Here is a 15,577-nt window from a genome sequence, read left to right as displayed (position 1 = left end):
TACAACACACATCATCATGCGTATAGCTTTAGGAATAGAATACGACGGCAGTCGCTTTTATGGCTGGCAGCGTCAGCGTGAAGTCGACAGCGTGCAGGGACAGTTGGAACGCGCACTGCAAACTATTTGCGGTGAGCCGCTGGATATATTTTGTGCCGGGCGCACCGATGCGGGAGTTCATGCCACCGGTCAGGTGATTCATTTTGATAGTCCGGTAGAACGGCCGTTACGCGCCTGGACATTAGGTATGAATGCGAATTTGCCTGATGCTGTGGCGGTGCGCTGGGCGATGCCTGTGTCAGATGAGTTCCATGCGCGCTTTTCTGCCACTGCACGCCGGTATCGCTATGTGATTTTTAATCATCCCTATCGCCCCGCCATTTTACTGCCCGGTGTAACTCATGTGTATGGCCGGCTGGATCATCAACGCATGCATGAAGCGGCGCAAGCACTGATAGGTGAGCATGATTTCAGCGCATTTCGCGCGGCCCAGTGTCAGTCTCACTCGCCCAACCGCAACGTTACCTTTGTCGAAGTAAGTCGTCAGGGCGACTATGTTATGGTTGAGATTCAGGCCAACGCGTTTGTACACCATATGGTGCGTAATATCGTCGGGTCATTAATAGAAATTGGTCAGGGCAACCAGCCACTGGAGTGGATGGCGACGTTACTGGCTGGGCGTGATCGCACATTGGCGGCGGCCACGGCCAAGCCCAATGGTTTGTATCTGGTCCGGGTTGATTACCCAGCTGAATTTAATCTTCCTGTCACCCCGATGGGGCCGCTGTTTTGGCCGGCATAAGCAGGTTTAACTTCTAAGACCAGTTATCTGTGGTGAATATCCCTGATGTTGTGCTTAAATATGCGCAATTTCACTTAGTTAGACAGCAAACAAACGGATAACAAATGAGCTGGATTGAAAGAATCTTGCCTCGCACCCAGTCTTCTACCAAAAGTAATGTTCCTGAGGGTGTGTGGGCACAATGTACCGACTGTAATGCGGTACTGTATCAGGCTGAATTAGATCGTCAGCAACAGGTTTGTCCAAAATGTTCGCATCATATGCGCATTGGCGCACGGGATCGCCTGACCGGATTTCTGGATGAGGGCGAACTCAAAGAACTGGGAGCAAATCTCGAACCCAAGGACGTTCTTAAATTTAAAGACAGCAAGCGCTATAAAGATCGCATCAGCAGTGCGCAAAAAGCCAGTAACGAAAAAGATGCGATGGTTGTATTACAGGGACGCCTGAAAGGTATGCCAGTGGTCGCTGCCGCATTTGAATTCAGCTTTATGGGCGGTTCAATGGCATCGGTAGTTGGCGCGCGATTTGTGCAAGCCGCCGAGGCGTGTATCGCCAATAATATGCCGTTGATTTGTTTCTCAACCAGCGGTGGTGCGAGGATGCAGGAAGCCCTGTTATCCCTGATGCAAATGGCAAAAACCTCTGCTGCGCTGGCGAAGATGAGCGAAAAAGGCTTGCCGTATATTTCTGTGCTCACCGACCCGACCATGGGTGGCGTGTCTGCCAGTCTGGCCATGCTGGGTGATGTCAACATCGCAGAGCCAAAAGCCTTGATTGGTTTTGCCGGTCCGCGGGTCATTGAACAAACAGTGCGTGAGAAATTGCCGGAAGGATTCCAACGTAGCGAATTTCTGCTGGAGAAAGGTGCGATAGATATGATTGTGGACAGACGCCAAATGCGCGATAAAATCCACAGCATTCTGAGCAAACTGCATCACAAGCACCTGTAAATGTCACAAAATGAAAAGGTCATGCCTGCAACATTGCCGGCATGGCTGACTTATCTGGAATCTATCCATCCAAAAAATATCGATATGGGACTGGAACGCCTGCAACAGGTGATGTGCCGTTTACCTATCGATTTATCTGCCAGCACAGTGATAACCGTCGCCGGCACCAATGGCAAAGGCACCACCTGTGCGATGATAGAGCAAGCTTGTCTTGCCGCGGAAAAGTCCGTCGCCGTGTATAGCTCTCCCCATCTGCTTGATTTTCGCGAGCGTGTGCGTATCGACCAGCAGATGTTGTCTGCGGAAGCCTATTGTCAGGCATTTACACAAATCGAGGCTGTCCGCGGCGATATTTCGTTGACCTATTTCGAATTTACCACGTTGGCAGCTTTCTTATTGATGACCGATGCCAAGCCTGATGTGGCGATTCTGGAAGTGGGGCTCGGTGGACGTTTGGATGCGGTGAATATTATCGACCCGGATTTAGCGATTATCACCAGTATCGATTTAGACCATCAGGATTGGTTAGGTAGCACCCGCGACGCAATCGGTTTCGAAAAAGCTGGTATTTTGCGTGCTAATAAAGCCGCGATTATCGGTGAAACGGATGTTCCTGCGTCAGTGTTAGGCGTGATAGAACAAAAGCGGGTTAATGCCAGTTTTAGCGGGCGAGATTTCACGCTGACACAAAGAGGGTACCAATGGAACTGGCACGGAAAACGTCAGATTGAGCAGTTACCAGCCCCGTCTTTGGTTCCGATGAATGCTGCAACCGCTTTAGCGGCCATCGAATGGCTGGCGCTTCCGCTAACTGATAGCCAACTGCGCGAACTGGTTGCTTCAGTGCAACTGCCGGGACGCTGTCAGATTATCCATCAACAGCCATTTGTGATTCTGGATGTGGCGCACAACCCCCATGCATGCCGCTATTTAGTGAATAAACTTAGCCAGCTGTCCTATGCAAGATTACATATTGTGGTCGGTATGCTGAAAGACAAAGACAGTGCCAATTGTTTGCCATTGTTTAACGATTTTGCCCCACACTGGTATTGCGCCTCGCTGCATGGCCCACGTGGCAGTGAGGCAGACTGGTTGTTGGCGAAACTGCCAGCCGATGCAGAGGCGAGGGGATTTGATACGGTAACGGCTGCTTACCAGCAAGCACTCGCCAGTGCGGCAAAAAATGATCTGGTGTTAGTATTTGGCTCTTTTCATACGGTAGCAGACGTGTTGCAATATAACGCTCAGCAACAGGGAGCGTAACGTTTGTCATCTGCATTTCAGAATCGATTAGTCGGTACCATCGCCATCGTAGCGATTGCCGTAATTTTTTTGCCGGATCTGCTGGATGGTGAAAAAATTCAGGGCAGTGAGCGTTTTGTCTCTGTTCCTCCCCGACCTGCCACTGATCCAATTCGTGGTACCCAACCGTTCCCGCAAGAACAGGTTAATCAAGCCACGGCGCGGAAAGTCGAAGTTGTCAGTCAACAGGCACAGGATGAGCAATTGAATGAAACGCCCATTGTACAGGCATCTGAGGCTGGCGTGAAAAGTGAAAACCCCACTGACACCGACGTGGCCAAAACAGAAGTTGCCTCGGAGCAAGATACGCAAACGCTGGCCAAACTTGCGAAGCAGGCCGAACAAGAAGACCAGGCATTGGCTGGTTGGGTGGTACAGCTAGGCGTATTCCGCCATGATGCCAATGTCAAAAGCCTGCTAAAAAAGCTTGAAGACGCCGGTTACCGCGCCTTTAGTCGCAAGATTCAAACCACCAGTGGCCCATTAAATAAAGTGTTTGTGGGCCCGGACCTGGATCAACAAAAATTACAAAATGCCATTCCCCATTTAAAACAGGTTACTGGCCTGCAGGGGCGCGTCGCGCCATACGCGGTCAACTAAACCAGGGTGCCAATGATGATATTTATCCCAGTTGGCACTTTTGGCACACCCTTCCTTTCTGATAGAATCTGCGCGCAATTTATTAACCCGAGTCATCTATTCCTATGACCTTAAACTGGATCGACTTTGCCATACTCGGCGTTATCTTACTGTCTACCCTGATTAGCCTGGTAAGGGGCTTTGTTAAAGAATCAGTTTCTTTGGCTGTTTGGGTTGCAGCTTTCTTTGTTGCCAGCCGCTTTTATGCAGATTTGGCCGTTTTTCTGACTAAACTGGATGATCCCATGATGCGTAATGGCGCTGCTGTGGTCATTCTGTTTGTCGTTACCCTGATTTTTGGTGCGTTAGTTAATTACACCATAGGGAAGTTAGTGCAGCACACCGGATTAAGTGGCACAGATCGTACACTTGGCGCGGTATTTGGCCTGCTGCGCGGCGCATTAATCGTCAGTGCATTGCTATTTGCCATGGATGTATTTACACCAGCACCGAGTGCCCAATGGTGGCAACAATCGGTGTTGATCCCAGAATTTCGTGTCGTGATTGAATGGTTCTTTGAGTACATAAAAACCAATTCGAGCTTTTTACAAACCGTCTAAAAGGGTAACTCGCATGTGTGGTATTGTCGGGATAATGGGTAAAACGCCAGTTGCACAGGCGCTTTATGATGGGTTGACTGTATTGCAGCACCGTGGTCAGGATGCTGCCGGTATTATTACCATCAATGATGGGGTATTCCATTTGCGTAAGGCCAATGGTCTGGTGCGTGATGTTTTTCAGGAACGCCACATGCAGCGTCTGATGGGTAACTTTGGCATTGGTCATGTGCGCTATCCAACTGCGGGTACGTCCAGTTCAGCCGAAGCTCAGCCTTTCTACGTAAACTCTCCATTTGGGATCGCCTTTGCACACAATGGTAACCTGACCAATGCAGATGAACTCAAGCGAGATGTGTTCAAAGCGGCACGCCGCCACATCAATACCACGTCTGATTCTGAGTTGTTATTGAACATCCTTGCAGATGAATTACATAAAAGCCCGGGTATGACGCTCACTGCGCAAGATGTGTTTCGTGCTGTCAGTGAAGTACATCGAACGGTAAAAGGCGCGTATGCCTGTGTGGCCGCCATTATCGGCAATGGTATGCTGGCATTTCGTGACCCATTCGGTATTCGCCCGCTGTCTTTAGGTAAACGTACCACCGAATGGGGCGATGAATATATGGTGGCATCTGAGAGCGTCGCGCTGGATGCGGTCGGTTTTACCTTCGTTCGTGATGTGGCGCCAGGTGAGGCGATTTATATCAGTGAAGAAGGCAAACTTCATTCCAAGCAATGCGCTGAGTCTCCATTAAATGCCCCCTGTATTTTTGAGTTTGTCTATTTCGCTCGCCCGGATTCCTGCATTGACAATATTTCTGTCTACGCATCGCGGGTCAACATGGGTAAAAAGCTCGGTGAGAAAATTGCGCGAGAATGGGCGGAGCTGGATATTGATGTGGTTATTCCTATCCCAGAGACGTCCTGCGATATCGCACTGGAAATCGCACAGGTATTAGGTAAGCCTTACCGTCAGGGATTCGTTAAGAACCGTTATATTGGGCGTACGTTTATTATGCCCGGGCAAACCCTGCGCCGTAAGTCGGTACGTCGTAAACTGAATGCGATTCCAGCCGAATTTAAGGGTAAAAACGTATTACTGGTAGATGATTCCATCGTGCGTGGCACCACGTCGGAACAGATTATTGAAATGGCTCGTGAAGCTGGGGCTGCAAAAGTATATTTCGCCTCTGCGGCACCTGAGATTCGATTCCCTAACGTTTATGGCATTGATATGCCCAGCGCCAATGAGCTGATTTCCCACGGCCGTGAAGTCGATGAAATTTGTGAGCTAATCAAAGCTGACGGATTGATTTTCCAAGATCTGAAGGATTTGGTTGCGGCAGTACGTAAAGAAAACCCACTGATCAGTCGTTTTGAAACTTCCGTTTTTGATGGTCATTACATCACTGGCGATGTGTCACAGGATTATCTGGAATACCTCAACGCGCAGCGCAACGATTCTTCCAAGGCACAGCGCAATGTGCCGGAGGTAGCCAACCTCGAGATCCACAACATGGGTGGTGACAACTAACATAAAAAAAACCGCTCAAATGAGCGGTTTTTTTCGAATGAGGTTGATTGTTTTAGGCTAAAACCGGACCGGCGCCAAAGCTCCATAAGATGACCGACCCAGCCATCAGGCTGACCAGCAGTACCAACCCACAGGTTACTACCGAGCTAGAGTAGATAAAGCCTTTTTCCTCTTCAATGTCCATCAGAATAGGTACGCCAGCATAGAGCAGGTAAACTGAATAGCTCAGTCCAATCAGACCAACCAGCGCAACAAACCATAACACCGGGTAAAGTGCGGCAAAGCCGACCATAAACAGAGGGGTCGCTGTATAAGCGGCCAGTTCCATCGCTTGCGCAAAGGATGGTCTGGCGTCAAAGGTGACACCCATCCATTGGATAAGGTAAGCCAGCGCAAATACACCGGCGATTAGGCCTGCATACATGCCTACAGAGACAAACGCGGCGCTGGACTCAGTCAGCACGATGGGATCGCCAACTCCGATACTCCAGCCCATATGTACGGCTGAGTAATAGCTGCACAGTGCTGGGATCAGCGCTACCAGCAATATATGAGATAGACTGTGGGATAAACTTTCATGGCGTTTTTCGATTGTCTGCCATTCTTCTTTTGGGTGAGCGTATAAACCCCATAAGTGATTCAGAATCATAGCTTTTACCTCTGTTGTGCAAATGTTGTAAAAGTTAACAACTTGTTAAATTCAGAATCCTTAAGATCGTTCAAAAAGTCAACAATCAAGTCAAAAAATAACCATATATTTTTTGCCTTAACGACATCCTGGCGTAATCAGGATAAAATGCACGGGTTTTAACCCAGTGTTTGCAAGATGTATTCTGACTTATTAGCGCCAATCCGACAGTTTCTCACCTGTGAAACGCCCAACGCCTGGTTACAGCTGGCAGTGAAACCTGACAACCTACCGGTACTCTTGATCGATCATTTGTTGTGCGAACTAAAAGCTGCGCAAGCGGCGATGCTGATGATCCGCAAATATGCGGTGGACAAAGACAGCGGCGACGCGCTGCTTAACTGGTTAAAACCTTATGAAGCTTACGTATACCGACGCGAAGGGGATTGGCGGGAACTAAGCAAATTCAACACGCTGAAAAAAGCCATGATCCCAAAATCCAGTTCGGCATTTGAACAGGACCTGATTGATAAGATGGTGTTGCTGATTAAAGAAGAATTGCATCATTTCTATCAGGTGCTGGAAATTATGCATGAAATGAATGTGCCTTATCAGAATATTGAAGCGGGTAAGTATGCAGCCGGTTTACTCAAACACGTACGCACCCATGAACCGGCTACGCTGGTAGATAGATTGATTTGTGGGGCATTTATTGAGGCGCGCAGTTGTGAACGCTTTGCTGCGCTGGCGCCTTTGGTTGAACAGCGATTAAGCGACTTTTATGTGTCCCTGCTTCGCTCAGAAGCACGTCACTATCAGGATTATCTCAGTCTGGCTCAAATGTTAACGGAAGATGATTTAGCGCCGCGGGTGGCCTATTTTGCCGGGGTAGAAAAATCCCTGATTACAGGCGCCGATAGTGAATTCAAGTTCCACAGTGGGGTACCAGTGTAACCCTCCGCTCAAAGAGGCGTATTTTCCAAACGGACAGCGTCAGGCGTGACCACTAACCATGAACCTTGCTCATACCAGTCACCCAATACAATGCGTTGGGCGGCTTTATCCGCCAGGGAAAATTCATGAATTGCCGGGCGATGGGTATGCCCATGAATAAGACGTTGAACACCGGCATCACGCATTGAACGCTCAACAGCCAGCTGATTCACATCCATAATCGCTTCACTTTTGTACTGATTGGCCTGCATAGAACGCTGTCGGGCGTTTTTGGCTATTTTGCGTCGCCAGATTAGTGGCAGAGACAGAATCATACGTTGCCACCAGAGCGACCGTGAGCGTTTACGAAACTTTTGGTAAGCCTCGTCATCTGTACACAGTGTGTCGCCGTGCATAATCAAGGTGGGAGTGCCGTACAGTTCGATAACTTGCTGCTCGGGTAGCAATTGCATCCCGGTTTCATTGGCGAAGCGTTGGCCAATCAAAAAATCCCGGTTGCCGTGGATAAAATACATGGGGACCCGCTGCATAGCGACCCGTTGAAACAGTGCCTTGACCTGCTGATTAAATACTGACTGGTCATCATCACCAATCCAGGCTTCAAATAGATCGCCCAGAACGTACAGGGCATCGATACCGCGAATATGTTGTTCGATAAAACGTTCGAAAGCCGCCAGGATATCCGGGCGGCTTTCTGATAAATGCAGATCGGCAATAAATAACGTTGCCAAATTGCGTTACTCGCTTATAACGGCTTTTTCGATGATGACATCTTCAACCGGCACGTCCTGATGGAAGCCCGCATTGCCGGTGCGCACCGCTTTGATTTTGTCGACTACGTCCATGCCTTCAACCACTTCGGCAAATACGCAATAACCCCAGCCATCGGAGGTCTCGCTGCGGAAGTTTAAAAATCCATTGTCATTTACGTTAATGAAAAACTGGCTGCTGGCCGAGTGGGGATCCATGGTACGTGCCATTGCTACGGTACCGCGTTTATTGGCTACACCATTATTCGCTTCGTTTTTAACTGGCGCATTGGTGGCTTTTTGTTGCATACCCGGTTCAAAACCGCCGCCCTGAATCATAAAACCATCGATAACACGGTGAAAAATAGTGTTGTCGTAGAAGCCTTCTCTGACATAGTTCAGGAAATTCTCAACCGTGTTTGGCGCTTGTTCAGTCAGCATGTTTAGCGTAATGACGCCGTAATTTGTGTGCAGGTTAACCATTTTGTGTTCCGGATTTATTGTTTAGGGCGCGATTCTACCTCATAACCGCTAAATGGGTCTAATTGCGGATGCGAATCAGTCTGGGCAGTGATAAACTTTGCGCTCATTTTTTACGATACGGAGTTTTCTGCATGCTACACATTTATAACACCTTAACCCGACAAAAAGAGGCGTTTAAACCGCTGGTTGCCGGCAAGGTGGGTATGTATGTGTGCGGCATTACCGTATATGACGTGTGCCATATGGGCCACGCCAGAACCTACCTGAATTTCGATCTGATGGTGCGGTTTTTACGTCACAGCGGATATGACGTGACATATGTACGCAACATTACTGACGTAGACGATAAAATTATTCAACGTGCTAATGCCAATGGTGAAACCTGCGATGCATTAACCGCCCGCACCATTGCCATGATGCATGAAGATTTTAATGCTATTGGCCTGTTGCCGGCTGATATTGAACCACGTGTGACCACGCATATGCCTGAGATCATTGACGTGATTCAACGTCTGATTGCTCGTGGTCATGCTTATGTGGCTGATGATGGCGATGTGTTGTTTGATGTCAGCACGTTTGATAAATATGGCGAATTGAGCCGTCAGGATTTGGAACAGTTGCAGGCCGGCGCAAGGGTAGAAGTGGCCCGTGACAAACAAGATCCGCTGGATTTTGTATTATGGAAAGCGGCCAAAGCCGGTGAGCCTAGCTGGTCTTCGCCATGGGGTGAAGGACGTCCGGGCTGGCATATTGAATGTTCTGCAATGAACAGCAAACATTTAGGCACCCACTTCGATATTCATGGTGGTGGCTCAGATTTAATCTTCCCGCACCATGAAAACGAAGTCGCGCAAAGCTGCTGCGCATTTGACACGCCCTATGTGAATTATTGGGTGCATACCGGCATGGTGCAGGTTAATGAAGAAAAGATGTCCAAATCACTGGGTAACTTTTTTACCCTGCGCGATGTTCTGCAAGAACATGACGCTGAAACTGTACGTTATTTTCTGATGTCGGCGCATTATCGGAGTCAACTGAACTATTCAGAGGACAACCTGAAACAAGCGCGAGCCTCTGTAGAACGTTTGTATACTGCCTTGCAGGGCGTTCAAATCGAAGCGGGTCAAACACTACTTAATGACTACGTAACGCGGTTTGACGCGGCGATGAATGATGATTTTAATACGCCGGAAGCTTATTCAGTGTTATTTGAGTTAGCGCGTGAATTAAACATTGCCAAATCTGCCGAGCCAGATAATGTCTCATCATTAGCCGCGACCCTGAAATACCTGGCTGGGGTGATGGGGCTGCTACAGCAAGTGCCGGAAGCGTTTTTACAGGGCCAGGATGACGACGTGGACGTAGCGAATATCGAGCGGTTGATTCAGGTTAGAAATGAAGCGCGCAGCAGTAAAGACTGGGCGGCCGCTGACAAAGCCCGCGATGAGCTTACGGCCATGGGCATCGTGTTGCTGGATGGGCCACAGGGCACAACCTGGCGCAAAGCATAAAAAAAACCGGCGGCTGCCGGTTTTTTTATAAATTAAATTGCCACTTCAGTAAGGCTAATACGATTGTTGAATACAACAGGGATATCGGCACGCCGAAGCGGATAAAGTCTTTTGTCCGGTAATTACCCGCACTAAAGACCAACAGATTGGTTTGATAGCCATAGGGGCTAATGAAACTGGCTGAGGCGGCAAAGGCGACCGCCAGCGCAAATGGCATGAGGGGGGCGCCAATCGCCAGACTGATGCCAAACGCGAACGGGAACATCAGTGCTGCTGCTGCATTGTTGGTCATTAGTTCCGTCATCACCACTGTCAGCAGATAAATTGCGACCAGTGCGATAAAGGGGGAGGTTTCCAGCAAGACGGGAGAAAGCGTCTCGGTTAACAGCGTGATCACTCCGGTATTTTCCAATGCTTTGGCCAGCGACAATGCGCCGACTATCACTAAAATCAGATTTAGGGGTAGATTGCGTTTGAGTTCATCACCGCTTAATACACCAACAAATATCAATCCAATCAGCAGGCATAATAAACCGCTGGTTAAAGAGATAAATCCGAATGCACTGGCAAGCACGATAGTGCAGAAGCCACCCAGCGTACTCCATTCCTGGAGATTACTGAGTTTGCGGGTAAACCGATGTTGGCTGACGATAAAGAAGTTTTTCATCAGGTTATGGCGGCTATGAAAATCAGGCCCCGTCGCGAGTACCAGAAAATCACCGGCAGTCAGGCGAATATCGCCGTGTTTACCTGACACTTTTTCGCCATCGCGTCTAATAGCGACCACTGCGGCATCGAAAAGTGCGCGAAAACCAATTTGCTTTAAGGTTTTACCAATCAATCTGGAACGATTGCTAATAACGACTTCCGTGAGGTTTTTATTTAGCAAACCATCACTCTCCGCGAACAGTTGCAGGCCGTGGATATGTTGTAAGGTATCAACGCGTTTGAGATTACCAGTGAAAATGAGCTTGTCACCGGCTTCTATTAATTCATTGGGGGCTACCGGGCTGATTAACGTACCACCGCGAATAATTTCTGCCAGATAAAGCTCTGGCAGATTACGCAAGGCGTTTTCCTCAATAGAGCGCCCAATCAACGTAGAGTCGGCCAATACTTCCGCTTCAACAAAATACTGTTGATAATTTTCCCGGCTTAACGGGATATCCGGTAACTGATTGCGTAAAAAATACATCAGTAAACAGCAGCTCAAGCCAGCAATGCCACCATATAAGGTAAAGTCCCAAAATGAAAAGCCTGGCAGTCCATGTTGGATCAGAAAGCTATCGACAATTAAGTTGGTTGATGTACCAATCAGAGTTAACGTACCGCCTAAAATGGCGGCATAAGAGAGCGGAATCAGCAGCTTTGAGGGGGCGTAGTGCTGGCTTTGCTTAACCGGTCCCAATAATGTCGCAACCACAGCGGTATTGTTTAAAAATGCCGAGGTTGAAAAGGCTAATGCCACGATACGAATAAAACTTTTCGAATAATCCTGATTAGCGAGTTTGTGGGCAAGTCCCTTTATCAGCGAGGTCTTGTCCACCGCCATACTTACCAGCAATAACAATACGAGCGTGATTAGACCCAGATTACTGACTTGCTGAATCGCTTGTTCAAGTGACAGGATCCCCGGCAGGATTAACGCCAGTGTGCTGAGGGCAAACACAAAAGAGGGGCGTCGCTCTGAAAGGATCAACGCCCCGATGGTGATTAGCAAAACCGCAACAACGTATATCTGCAATAGATTCATAATTAGAGTTTGGAGATATCTAGTGCCTGCCAATGTGGGAAATGCTTCCGGACCAGCTGATTGAATTCCAACTCGAAGTCAGAAAACTGCTGTGTTTTATTCTGATCATGATTATGTGACAACACCATACCAGCGCCGACTGTGCCATTGGTAAGACGGTCGATAACAATAAACGCGCCGGTACTGCGGTTTTCAGTATAGGCATCACACACAACCGGATGGTTGAATTTAACATCACATACGGCGATTTCATTGAGTTGTAAATGCGTACCGTTGCTTTGTTCCAGTGTATTAACGTCTATCAGATAGTTCACATCATTGATGCTGCCAGGCACCAGCTTGGTGGCAAACTTAAAATCGTATTGCTTATTTGGCAGCATCGGTTCTTCGGCCATCCATACAATATGCGCTTTAAAGTTATTACCAACCCAAGGCATTTGCTCAGGCCTGATCAGCATATCGCCACGGGATATATCAATTTCATCTTCTAATGTGATGGTAATCGCCATAGGCGTAATGGCTTGTGGCAATTGCCCGTCAAACGTTTCTATCGCTTTGACTTTAGAGGTTTTACCTGAAGGCAGTGCCATGACCTCATCACCTGGTTGGATGTTGCCTGATACGACTGTGCCGGCGAAACCACGAAAATCCAGATTGGGACGGTTGACATATTGCACCGGGAAACGGAAAACATCGCTGGCGTCTTTGGATATCTCTATGGTTTCTAACAAAGACATCAGGGTAGGGCCGTTATACCAGGGGGTATGTTCACTGGGATTGACCACGTTGTCGCCATCCAGCGCCGAAATCGGCACAAAATGGATATCCGGGATATTTAGTTGTGCTGCGAAACGCAGGTAGTCTTTTCGGATCGTTTCATACACATCGCGGTTAAAGCCCATAAGATCCATCTTATTGACGGCGACGATGACATGTTTGATACCGAGAAGGGATGCGAGGAACGAGTGACGTTTGGTTTGGGTTTTGACCCCGGCTCGCGCATCGACCATAACGATAGCCAAATCGCACGTGGAGGCTCCGGTCACCATATTGCGGGTATATTGTTCGTGTCCGGGCGTGTCCGCGATAATAAATTTCCGTTTGTCAGTGGAAAAATAGCGGTAGGCCACGTCAATAGTAATTCCTTGCTCGCGCTCTGACTGCAGACCATCAACCAGCAAAGCTAAATCAACTTTTTCGCCGGTGGTACCCACTTTTTTACTATCTCGGGTAATCGCCGCCAACTGGTCTTCGTAAATCATTTTAGAATCATGCAACAACCTGCCGATCAACGTACTCTTGCCATCGTCGACACTGCCACAGGTCAGAAAACGCAGCAGATCTTTTCTTTCGTGCTGTTCCAGATAAGCGAGGATATCTGATTGTAATAATTCGTTTTGATTCATCATAATTAGGCACTCACCACAAAATAAGGGTTAAGCAGTGATTCTTTCTGGTTATATTTGAGTGATTGGCCAGAGCCATGTTCAGTAACGATACCGCCAGCTGCGCTAACAACGGCATGCGCGGCTGCCGTGTCCCATTCGCAGGTCGGGCCTAAGCGCGGATAAACATGGGCCGTCCCATCCGCGACCAGACACAATTTCAGCGAACTGCCCATAGCGACTAAATTAGTGTCACCATCCAGCGCAGTTAAAAAGTCATTAATTTCCGGGCTCTGGTGGGAGCGGCTACCGACAACCTGCCAGACTTCTCCTGCTTTGTGCTTGGTGACGCGAATTGGCTGGGTCTGTAAATTTGACTGTTTAAACGCACCGATTTCTTTTGCTCCCCAGTAGGTCGTATCCAATACCGGCGCATAGACGACACCAAACACCGGCTCACCTTGATCTATCAGAGCGATGTTAACGGTAAATTCACCGTTACGTTTGATGAATTCTTTGGTGCCATCCAGGGGATCAATTAACCAGAACTTGTCCCACTGTTGGCGTTCTTGCCAGCTTATCTCGGCGCTTTCTTCCGATAATATTGGCAAGTTACTGATGCGTTGCAAGCCATCTATGATCACCTGATGGGATGCCAAATCCGCCTCGGTCAGAGGGCTACTATCCTGTTTGGTCTCTACATCAAAATCACGCTGGTATATGTCGAGAATCGCTTCACCAGCTTGCCTGGCAATATCAATTACTGCTTCAATATCTTTGCGTTGCATTAGGCCAGATACCCCAGCGTTTTGAGTTGTGCGATGACTTCGTCTGCAGCGGTGATTTCATTCTGTCCTTTCCAGGTCAGGTGGATCTCCGGAGAGGTAGGAGCTTCATAAGCCGAGCCAATGCCCGTGAAATCGGGGATGTCACCTTTGCGAGCCTTCTTATACAAGCCCTTAGGATCGCGTTTCTCACATTCTTCTAAGGGCGTATCGACAAACACTTCAACAAATTCGCCTTCGGCGAGAATATGTCTGGCCGCATTTCTGTCAGCACGAAAAGGGGAAATAAAAGCCGTTAATACGATGACGCCAGCATCGACAAACAACTTGCTCACTTCCGCGATGCGACGGATATTTTCCACCCGATCTTTATCGCTAAAGCCCAGGTCACCACACAATCCGTGGCGAATGTTGTCGCCATCCAGCAGATAGGTGCTTTTGCCCGCTACATGCAGTTTTTGTTCGACAATGTTGGCGATGGTAGACTTTCCAGAGCCGCTCAGGCCGGTAAACCACAAGACGAAAGGCCTGTTGCCATTGGCTTGACTGCGTGCAGCTTTGTCTATTTTATGTTGGTGCCAGGTCAGATTGGTGCTCATCAGAAATATCCTTCCATTTTTTTCTTTTCCATCGAACCGGTTTCATCGTGATCGATAACGCGGCCCTGACGTTCTGAGGTTTTGGTTAGCAACATTTCCTGAATCACCTCAGGCAAGGTGCTGGCGGTTGACTCAACGGCGCCGGTCAGCGGGTAACATCCCAGAGTACGGAATCGAACGGAGCGCATCTGTGGCTGCTCATCCGGCTTGAGTGGCATGCGGTCATCATCGACCATGATTAGTACGCCATCACGTTCCACTACCGGACGTGGTTTGGCAAAATACAATGAAGGGATTTCAATATTTTCCAGGTAGATATATTGCCAGATATCTAATTCAGTCCAGTTGGACATGGGGAATACACGGATGCTCTCACCCTTGTTAATCCGCGCGTTGTAGATATTCCACAATTCCGGGCGTTGATTTTTCGGGTCCCAGCGATGGTTTTCATCACGGAAGGAATATACACGTTCTTTGGCGCGGGATTTTTCTTCGTCACGACGCGCACCACCAAATGCAGCATCAAATTTATAATGATTGAGTGCCTGCTTAAGCGCCTGAGTTTTCATAATATCGGTGTGCTTGGCACTGCCGTGAGTAAATGGCCCCACCTTCATGGCAATGCCATCGGGATTTTGATGCACTAACAATTCAAACCCGTATTTTTCTGCCATCTGATCGCGAAACTGAATCATTTCCGCAAATTTCCAGGTGGTGTCTACGTGCAATAGTGGAAAAGGAATTTTGCCTGGATAAAACGCTTTGCGCGCCAGATGCAGTAAAACCGATGAATCCTTACCCACTGAATACAGCATCACTGGATTTTCGAACTCAGCGGCAACTTCACGGAAAATGTGAATGCTTTCCGCTTCAAGTTGTTTAAGGTGAGTGAGCGTTTTATTTGATATCGTCATGTCCGTACCCGAAAGCATTCAAAAAC

The 15,577-nt window shown here is 48.4% G+C and carries 16 protein-coding genes; 8 read left to right on the top strand and 8 right to left on the bottom strand.

Features of this window, described 5'->3' with window-relative positions; translation table 11 throughout:
• Window positions 1-16: 16 nt before the first annotated feature.
• The 6 genes from truA to purF all read left to right on the top strand — a co-directional run bounded on the left by truA (window position 17) and on the right by purF (window position 5,790).
• Window positions 17-802 carry a tRNA pseudouridine(38-40) synthase TruA gene (truA, locus tag TK45_RS08875; RefSeq protein ID WP_131258291.1) on the top strand — a complete coding sequence of 262 codons (786 nt, stop codon included), beginning with the start codon at window positions 17-19 and terminating at the stop codon, window positions 800-802.
• A gap of 104 nt (window positions 803-906) precedes the next feature.
• Window positions 907-1,755 carry an acetyl-CoA carboxylase, carboxyltransferase subunit beta gene (gene accD, locus TK45_RS08870; RefSeq protein ID WP_131258290.1) on the top strand — a complete coding sequence of 283 codons (849 nt, stop codon included), beginning with the start codon at window positions 907-909 and terminating at the stop codon, window positions 1,753-1,755.
• Entirely contained in the window at window positions 1,756-3,018 is a 1,263-nt protein-coding gene (gene folC / locus TK45_RS08865) for a bifunctional tetrahydrofolate synthase/dihydrofolate synthase (RefSeq protein ID WP_131258289.1), read from the top strand. It abuts the gene before it with no gap.
• Between the two features lie 3 nt (window positions 3,019-3,021).
• Window positions 3,022-3,657 (top strand): SPOR domain-containing protein, encoded by a 636-nt coding sequence (locus TK45_RS08860; RefSeq protein ID WP_131258288.1) that lies wholly within the window; start codon window positions 3,022-3,024, stop codon window positions 3,655-3,657.
• Window positions 3,658-3,761: 104 nt separating this feature from the next.
• The gene (locus tag TK45_RS08855; protein WP_131258287.1) at window positions 3,762-4,256 is read left to right on the top strand and encodes a CvpA family protein; all 495 of its coding nucleotides are present in this window, start codon (window positions 3,762-3,764) and stop codon (window positions 4,254-4,256) included.
• A gap of 13 nt (window positions 4,257-4,269) precedes the next feature.
• On the top strand, window positions 4,270-5,790 hold the full coding sequence (purF, locus tag TK45_RS08850) for an amidophosphoribosyltransferase (protein WP_131258286.1): 1,521 nt from the start codon (window positions 4,270-4,272) through the stop codon (window positions 5,788-5,790).
• Window positions 5,791-5,842: 52 nt separating this feature from the next.
• On the opposite strand, the gene TK45_RS08845 is transcribed toward purF, so the two are convergent.
• A complete protein-coding gene (locus TK45_RS08845; protein WP_131258285.1) occupies window positions 5,843-6,439 on the bottom strand; it encodes a Yip1 family protein in 597 nt (198 codons plus the stop codon).
• Window positions 6,440-6,616: 177 nt separating this feature from the next.
• On the opposite strand from TK45_RS08845, the gene miaE reads away from it, so the two are divergent.
• Window positions 6,617-7,372: a tRNA isopentenyl-2-thiomethyl-A-37 hydroxylase MiaE gene (gene miaE, locus TK45_RS08840; RefSeq protein ID WP_131258284.1), complete on the top strand. Its 756-nt coding sequence runs from the start codon at window positions 6,617-6,619 to the stop codon at window positions 7,370-7,372.
• 8 nt (window positions 7,373-7,380) lie between these two features.
• Here miaE and TK45_RS08835 read toward each other — a convergent pair whose 3' ends face one another.
• Window positions 7,381-8,103: a UDP-2,3-diacylglucosamine diphosphatase gene (locus tag TK45_RS08835; protein ID WP_131258283.1), complete on the bottom strand. Its 723-nt coding sequence runs from the start codon at window positions 8,101-8,103 to the stop codon at window positions 7,381-7,383.
• A gap of 6 nt (window positions 8,104-8,109) precedes the next feature.
• Window positions 8,110-8,604, bottom strand: a complete 495-nt coding sequence (locus TK45_RS08830; RefSeq protein WP_131258282.1) for a peptidylprolyl isomerase — start codon at window positions 8,602-8,604, stop codon at window positions 8,110-8,112.
• Between the two features lie 131 nt (window positions 8,605-8,735).
• Here TK45_RS08830 and cysS point away from each other — a divergent pair, with 131 nt between their 5' ends.
• The gene (cysS, locus tag TK45_RS08825) at window positions 8,736-10,115 is read left to right on the top strand and encodes a cysteine--tRNA ligase (RefSeq protein ID WP_131258281.1); all 1,380 of its coding nucleotides are present in this window, start codon (window positions 8,736-8,738) and stop codon (window positions 10,113-10,115) included.
• A 25-nt stretch (window positions 10,116-10,140) separates the two neighbouring features.
• Here the strand turns inward: cysS and TK45_RS08820 are convergent, their stop codons facing one another.
• The 5 genes from TK45_RS08820 to cysD are packed head-to-tail and all read right to left on the bottom strand — an operon-like array spanning window position 10,141 to window position 15,551.
• Window positions 10,141-11,868 (bottom strand): SLC13 family permease, encoded by a 1,728-nt coding sequence (locus TK45_RS08820; RefSeq protein ID WP_131258280.1) that lies wholly within the window; start codon window positions 11,866-11,868, stop codon window positions 10,141-10,143.
• A gap of 2 nt (window positions 11,869-11,870) precedes the next feature.
• The gene (gene cysN, locus TK45_RS08815; protein ID WP_131258279.1) at window positions 11,871-13,277 is read right to left on the bottom strand and encodes a sulfate adenylyltransferase subunit CysN; all 1,407 of its coding nucleotides are present in this window, start codon (window positions 13,275-13,277) and stop codon (window positions 11,871-11,873) included.
• A gap of 2 nt (window positions 13,278-13,279) precedes the next feature.
• On the bottom strand, window positions 13,280-14,041 hold the full coding sequence (gene cysQ / locus TK45_RS08810; RefSeq protein ID WP_131258278.1) for a 3'(2'),5'-bisphosphate nucleotidase CysQ: 762 nt from the start codon (window positions 14,039-14,041) through the stop codon (window positions 13,280-13,282).
• Window positions 14,041-14,637, bottom strand: coding sequence for an adenylyl-sulfate kinase (gene cysC, locus TK45_RS08805; RefSeq protein WP_131258277.1), 597 nt, complete (start codon window positions 14,635-14,637; stop codon window positions 14,041-14,043). The genes cysQ and cysC overlap by 1 nt, the downstream gene beginning before the upstream one ends.
• Window positions 14,637-15,551: a sulfate adenylyltransferase subunit CysD gene (gene cysD, locus TK45_RS08800; RefSeq protein WP_131258276.1), complete on the bottom strand. Its 915-nt coding sequence runs from the start codon at window positions 15,549-15,551 to the stop codon at window positions 14,637-14,639. Before cysD ends, cysC begins: the two co-directional genes overlap by 1 nt.
• Window positions 15,552-15,577: the final 26 nt, after the last annotated feature.

Origin of the sequence: Bowmanella sp. JS7-9, from assembly GCF_004329715.1 — a bacterium.
GTDB lineage: Bacteria > Pseudomonadota > Gammaproteobacteria > Enterobacterales > Alteromonadaceae > Pseudobowmanella > Pseudobowmanella zhangzhouensis.
This window is presented reverse-complemented; position numbering and strand designations above follow the sequence as displayed.

Bases quoted from the DNA above. Each gene is read 5' to 3' on its own strand.
- truA (WP_131258291.1), top strand. From the start codon at position 17: ATGCGTATAGCTTTAGGAATAGAATACGACGGCAGTCGCTTTTATGGC.
- accD (WP_131258290.1), top strand. From the start codon at position 907: ATGAGCTGGATTGAAAGAATCTTGCCTCGCACCCAGTCTTCTACCAAA.
- folC (WP_131258289.1), top strand. From the start codon at position 1,756: ATGTCACAAAATGAAAAGGTCATGCCTGCAACATTGCCGGCATGGCTG.
- TK45_RS08855 (WP_131258287.1), top strand. From the start codon at position 3,762: ATGACCTTAAACTGGATCGACTTTGCCATACTCGGCGTTATCTTACTG.
- purF (WP_131258286.1), top strand. From the start codon at position 4,270: ATGTGTGGTATTGTCGGGATAATGGGTAAAACGCCAGTTGCACAGGCG.
- TK45_RS08845 (WP_131258285.1), bottom strand. From the start codon at position 6,439: ATGATTCTGAATCACTTATGGGGTTTATACGCTCACCCAAAAGAAGAA.
- miaE (WP_131258284.1), top strand. From the start codon at position 6,617: ATGTATTCTGACTTATTAGCGCCAATCCGACAGTTTCTCACCTGTGAA.
- TK45_RS08830 (WP_131258282.1), bottom strand. From the start codon at position 8,604: ATGGTTAACCTGCACACAAATTACGGCGTCATTACGCTAAACATGCTG.
- cysS (WP_131258281.1), top strand. From the start codon at position 8,736: ATGCTACACATTTATAACACCTTAACCCGACAAAAAGAGGCGTTTAAA.
- TK45_RS08820 (WP_131258280.1), bottom strand. From the start codon at position 11,868: ATGAATCTATTGCAGATATACGTTGTTGCGGTTTTGCTAATCACCATC.
- cysN (WP_131258279.1), bottom strand. From the start codon at position 13,277: ATGATGAATCAAAACGAATTATTACAATCAGATATCCTCGCTTATCTG.
- cysQ (WP_131258278.1), bottom strand. From the start codon at position 14,041: ATGCAACGCAAAGATATTGAAGCAGTAATTGATATTGCCAGGCAAGCT.
- cysC (WP_131258277.1), bottom strand. From the start codon at position 14,637: ATGAGCACCAATCTGACCTGGCACCAACATAAAATAGACAAAGCTGCA.
- cysD (WP_131258276.1), bottom strand. From the start codon at position 15,551: ATGACGATATCAAATAAAACGCTCACTCACCTTAAACAACTTGAAGCG.